This is a genomic window from Phenylobacterium sp. (assembly GCF_044372605.1).
Lineage (GTDB): Bacteria > Pseudomonadota > Alphaproteobacteria > Caulobacterales > Caulobacteraceae > Phenylobacterium.
On record NZ_JBILRO010000259.1, the window covers coordinates 1 to 4,654 of the forward strand.

The window sequence follows — 4,654 nt, forward strand, 5'->3', positions numbered from 1 at the left end:
CCACGACATGCGCATCGTCCCGATCTTCCCCACGGCGGCTGCGGCCCGCGCCGCCCACCGCCCGGCGGCCATCACGCCCTGGCTGGGCGATTCCGTGGGCTGGTGGGAAGGCGACACCTTCGTGATGGAAACCGCCAACGTCCATCCGGCCCAGTCGGCCGAAAGCTCCATCCCGCTCACAAAAGACGGCCGGATCGTCGAGCGCTTCACCCGGGTCGGCAAGGGCGAGATCTTCTACCAGTTCGAAGTCACCGACCCGGGCCACTACACCCGCCCCTGGAAAGCCGAATACACCCTCACCGCCTCCAGGGGCAGCGTCTACGAATACGCCTGCCACGAAGGCAACTACGCCATGGAAGGCATCCTCGGCGGGGCCCGGCTGGCGGAAAAGCAGGCGGCGGCGGGCGCAGCGCCCGGGAAGTGATCCGGCGCCGTCATCGCAGCCCTTGAACCAGGGCCTGAAACGGCGCGCCCGAGATCATCAGGCCCCCCAGAGCGAGCTCGAAACCGACGGCCGCCCAGTTCTTCCCGGTCCTGGCGTCATCCAGAAAGATCGAAACCATCCGGCCCAGTCCGGCGCCCGCCCAGGCGGCGCCGACCGCCAGATAGGCCGCCGGACTGTCCGTGACCGCCGGCGCAAGCCCCAGCAGGATGAAGGTGATCCCCAGGGTCCCCCGAAACTCACCCCGCGCCTCGGGCGTGGTCGCGGTCAATCCCGTCAGCGCCGATGCCCGCCCGGGAAAGAACAGTCCCAGACAGCCCATGGCGATGGTGATCCCCGCGCCCGCCAGGTTGAACCCATCCATTGCACACCTCCTCAAATCGCAACGGATGGGTTGCTACCAAGCAGGTCACGCTCCGGATAGTACGCACCTTTTGGTGCCTATCGGCTCATGATATGGGCTGGCCGCATGAGACCCAACGTCCTCTCCAGAAACTGCAACTCGCGCGCCTACATGACCGTGGTGGCCAGCAAATGGTCACTCATGACGATCCACGCCCTGGCCGAGGGCCCGCGTCGCAATGGGGAGCTGATCCGGGCGGTCGAGGGCATCTCGCAGAAGATGCTGACCCAGACGCTGCGACAACTGGAAGACCTGCACATTGTCGCCCGCACAGACCTGCAAACCGTCCCGCCCCACGTCACCTATGAACTGACCCCGCTCGGCCGATCCCTGCGAACCGAAGTCCAGTCCCTGATCCGATGGGTTGAAACCCACATGCCGGAGCTGGGCGGAAAAGCCTGAAGCCGGGCACGGCGGCGAACGAGGATTGGGCGGCCATGGAGCGACCCGTGCACGGACCGGACCCAACAGCTCGCGATCCCGAGAATTTCAGCCCTACTCTTGTATATCTCTCGATGATGTTCTATCTTTGTTCCAATGCCCTGCACCGACCTCACCACCGAGACCATGCTCGCCGAGATGGCCGCCGTCGCCCACCGGCTGGGGATGGCGTTCGGGCGGGAGGCTGAGCGGGAGGCGGACTGGAAGCGCAAGGCTGAGTTGTTCGGCCTGTTCGACCGGTGCTTCTTTGGGGTGCGGGTGGCCATCGCGCTGAAGCTTCGTCTGCGGCAGGCCGCCCGGGCGGCGCAGGCCGGCGTTTCTGTGCCGAGCGAGGACCGCGAGGCCGACGATTTCCATGAACGCGGCGACCCGCCCGAGACCGAACGGCCCAATACAGTGGCGCCTGCGCGCGAGCGCCTGGACGCCGACCGCGACCGCGAAGGTGACCGCGCCAGCCTGCCGCTGCTGATAAAGACCCTGCAGGGCGTAGCGGCCGACGCCGCCGCCCTGCCCGGCCCCGCGCCGGCCGAACTTCCGGCGCTCACCGCCCTGCTGACCCGGGCGACCGGGACCGGGGGACCGGCCAAGCGGCCCGCACCCCTGCGATCCCGCCTCTCCGGCGCCGCCGTCCTGATGATGCCGCCCCCACGGGCCGGCCCCGCCACAGGCGCGTTCGCCGCCCAGGCCCTTCGCCCCCGTACCGCGACCGGGCCGCCGCGACGCTGAGTTGGCGCCCGGAGCAAACAACACCTTTGTCATCCCGGTTTTCGTGAAACGAAAGACCGGGACCCATAGACGCAAGCGCCGCATGTGAATCTGCGGCGTCGACCCCGAGCACTGTTCTCCAACACCTGAGTTTATGGGTCCCGGTCTTTCGCTGACGCGAAAACCGGGATGACACAGCGTGGGTTGCGACAACCGCGCGATGACACCCCGTGGGCGCCCGCTACGCCATCCTCGCCGAGATCTCCGCCGCCAGCACCTTCAGCTCCTCCATATCCGCCATCCCCTGCGCATGGCGGCCCAGCGGCACGCCCTCCCATCGGGGAATGATGTGGAAATGCAGGTGAAACACCGTTTGGCCCGCCGGGGCGCCGTTGAACTGGGTGATCACCAGGCCATCGGGGTTCAGGGCCGCGCGCACCGCCCGCGCCACCCGCTGCACGCCCAGCATCAGCGGGCCGATCACGTCCGGCGCCTCCTCCAGGAAGTTGCGTGCGGTCGACTGTTTCGGGATCACCAGGGTGTGGCCCTTCGCCTGGGGAAACACATCCATGAAGGCCAGGACGTGCTCGTCCTCATAGACCTTCACCGCCGGCATCTCGCCCCGCAGGATCTTCGCGAAGATGTTGCCCGCGTCGTAGCTGCCGTCCAGGCTCATGGTGCGCTCCCTGAAGTTGTCGCCGGGTCCGCCTTGAACGGCGAATACTCTTCCTCCAGCCACTCCATCTCCTGCTCCACCCCGGCGCGTTCCTGCTCCAGGAACCGTTCCACGGGGCCCCGCAGCATCGGGTCGGCGATAAAGTGGGCGGAATAGACGGGCCGGGGCAGATAGCCGCGGGCGATCTTGTGCTGGCCTTGCGCGCCCGCCTCGACCCGCGGCAGGCCGTGATCGATCGCCCATTCGATGGCCTGGTAGTAGCAGAGCTCGAAGTGCAGGAACGGGACCTCCTCCACGCAGCCCCAGTGGCGGCCGTAGAGGCAGTCGCCGCCGATCAGGTTGAGCGCGCCGGCGATCCAGCGCCCCTCCCGGCGGGCCAGGACCAGCAGCACCTGGTCGGCCATCTGCGCGCCCAGCATCGAGAAGAAGGCCCGCGTGAGATAGGGCCGCCCCCACTTGCGCGCGCCGGTGTCCATGTAGAAGCCGAAGAAGGCGTCCCAGTGTTCCTCGGTGATGTCGGCGCCGGTCAGGCAGACGATCTCGGCCTGGGCCTGCGCCTCGCGGCGCTCGCGGCGGATGGTCTTGCGGCGGCCGGACGACAGCGCGCCCAGGAAGCCCTCGAAGTCGGCGTAGCCCCGGTTCTCCCAGTGGTACTGCTGCCCCTCGCGCAGGCCCATGCCGTGGACGCCGGCCCACCGCCACTCGGCCTCGGTCAGGAAGTTGATGTTGAGGCCAGAGGCGCCATAGCGCTCGCACAGCGTCAGCGCCCCGCCCAGCAGCAGCGCCCTCGCCTCGCCCGCATCCACATCAGGCCGCACCAGTAGCCGCGCGCCCGTGGCCGGCACAAACGGCGCCGCCGACAGCAGCTTGGGATAGTACCGCCCGCCCGCCCGCTCATAGGCGTCGGCCCAGGCGTGGTCGAAGATGTACTCCCCCTGGCTGTGGGACTTGAGGTACAGCGGCATGACGGCGGCCACCCGGCCCGCATCGTCCTCGACGCTGATGTGCTGCGGCCCCCAGCCCGTGCGCTCGACCGCGCAGTCGGCCTCCTCCAGGGCGTTCAGGAAATCAAAGCGAACGAAGGGGTTGGCGGCATAGTCGGGGTTGCCCGCGCAGGCGTCCCAGGCCTCGCGCCCGATCTCGGCGATGCGGCGGGATACCTTGACCGCCGGCTTCAGGCTCACGCGGCGAAGCCTTCGAAGATCAGGTTGTCACAGTGATCCTTCACCGCGTCCCACTGCTCGGGCTTTCTCACGGTCCAGGCCACCACCGGCATCCCCTGCGCCCGGAGTTCCTGCGCCCGCGGGTGCGGCAGGACATCGAGGCCGAGCGCCAGGAAGTGCGGCCGGGCCAGCTCAATCTGCTCCAGCCGCGCATAGGCCTTGCGCTGGCTCTCGGCCATGCTCGCCGGCCGCTCCCACGACCAGCTGTCCAGCCCGCGCAGCACGCCCGGATAATGGTCGGCGTACCAGGCGTGGGAATAGGGATTGAACCCGATGACGCACAGCGGCCCTGCGTGGTCGGCGATGATCTCGTGGACGCGCGTCTCCAGCGGCCCGACCTCGCCGAAGGCCGTCTTCAGCTCCACATGCACCATGGCCCGGCGGCCGATAAGCGCCAGGGTTTCGAGCAGCGTCGGGATCTTCTCGTCGGACCCCGCCAGCCGGATCTCCGCCAGCTCGGCGGCCGTGCGGTCCCGGATACGGCCCTCCAGGCCGGTCATCCGCTTCAGCGTGTCGTCATGGAAGACCACCGCCTCGCCGTCGGACGACAGGTGAACGTCCAGCTCGATGCCGTAACCGGCGGCGCAGGCGGCATGGAACGCCCCCAGTGAATTCTCCGGCGGCCCGTCCGGGCTCCAGAGCCCCCGGTGCGCCACCGGCGGGTGAAACAACAGCTCCCAGGCGTCGCCGAAGCGGTCCCTCACGATAGCGCCACCACCGCATCAACCTCGACGGCGAAGTTCATGGGCAGCCGGTAAACGCCC

General features: G+C 68.5%; 7 protein-coding genes. 3 read left to right on the plus strand and 4 right to left on the minus strand.

The window, feature by feature from the left end; genetic code table 11:
* A partial coding sequence (locus tag ACIQ42_RS16180; RefSeq protein WP_397423276.1) for a hypothetical protein occupies positions 1 to 424 on the plus strand: 424 nt, incomplete at its 5' end.
* Positions 425 to 434: 10 nt separating this feature from the next.
* Here ACIQ42_RS16180 and ACIQ42_RS16185 read toward each other — a convergent pair.
* The gene (locus ACIQ42_RS16185) at positions 435 to 806 is read right to left on the minus strand and encodes a DUF4345 family protein (RefSeq protein WP_397423277.1); all 372 of its coding nucleotides are present in this window, start codon (positions 804 to 806) and stop codon (positions 435 to 437) included.
* A 105-nt stretch (positions 807 to 911) separates the two neighbouring features.
* Between ACIQ42_RS16185 and ACIQ42_RS16190 the strand changes: the two genes are divergently transcribed.
* Positions 912 to 1,247: a winged helix-turn-helix transcriptional regulator gene (locus ACIQ42_RS16190; protein WP_397423278.1), complete on the plus strand. Its 336-nt coding sequence runs from the start codon at positions 912 to 914 to the stop codon at positions 1,245 to 1,247.
* A gap of 135 nt (positions 1,248 to 1,382) precedes the next feature.
* Positions 1,383 to 2,012, plus strand: a complete 630-nt coding sequence (locus ACIQ42_RS16195; RefSeq protein WP_397423279.1) for a hypothetical protein — start codon at positions 1,383 to 1,385, stop codon at positions 2,010 to 2,012.
* Between the two features lie 220 nt (positions 2,013 to 2,232).
* Here the strand turns inward: ACIQ42_RS16195 and ACIQ42_RS16200 are convergent, their stop codons facing one another.
* The 3 genes from ACIQ42_RS16200 to ACIQ42_RS16210 are packed head-to-tail and all read right to left on the minus strand — an operon-like array spanning position 2,233 to position 4,594.
* Entirely contained in the window at positions 2,233 to 2,667 is a 435-nt protein-coding gene (locus ACIQ42_RS16200) for an HIT family protein (RefSeq protein WP_397423280.1), read from the minus strand.
* Positions 2,664 to 3,851: a GNAT family N-acetyltransferase gene (locus tag ACIQ42_RS16205; protein ID WP_397423281.1), complete on the minus strand. Its 1,188-nt coding sequence runs from the start codon at positions 3,849 to 3,851 to the stop codon at positions 2,664 to 2,666. Before ACIQ42_RS16205 ends, ACIQ42_RS16200 begins: the two co-directional genes overlap by 4 nt.
* Entirely contained in the window at positions 3,848 to 4,594 is a 747-nt protein-coding gene (locus tag ACIQ42_RS16210) for a glycerophosphodiester phosphodiesterase family protein (protein ID WP_397423282.1), read from the minus strand. The genes ACIQ42_RS16205 and ACIQ42_RS16210 overlap by 4 nt, the downstream gene beginning before the upstream one ends.
* Positions 4,595 to 4,654: the final 60 nt, after the last annotated feature.

Excerpts from the sequence above, each read along its gene's own strand:
- ACIQ42_RS16185 (WP_397423277.1), bottom strand. The coding sequence starts at position 806 with ATGGATGGGTTCAACCTGGCGGGCGCGGGGATCACCATCGCCATGGGC.
- ACIQ42_RS16190 (WP_397423278.1), top strand. The coding sequence starts at position 912 with ATGAGACCCAACGTCCTCTCCAGAAACTGCAACTCGCGCGCCTACATG.
- ACIQ42_RS16195 (WP_397423279.1), top strand. The coding sequence starts at position 1,383 with ATGCCCTGCACCGACCTCACCACCGAGACCATGCTCGCCGAGATGGCC.
- ACIQ42_RS16200 (WP_397423280.1), bottom strand. The coding sequence starts at position 2,667 with ATGAGCCTGGACGGCAGCTACGACGCGGGCAACATCTTCGCGAAGATC.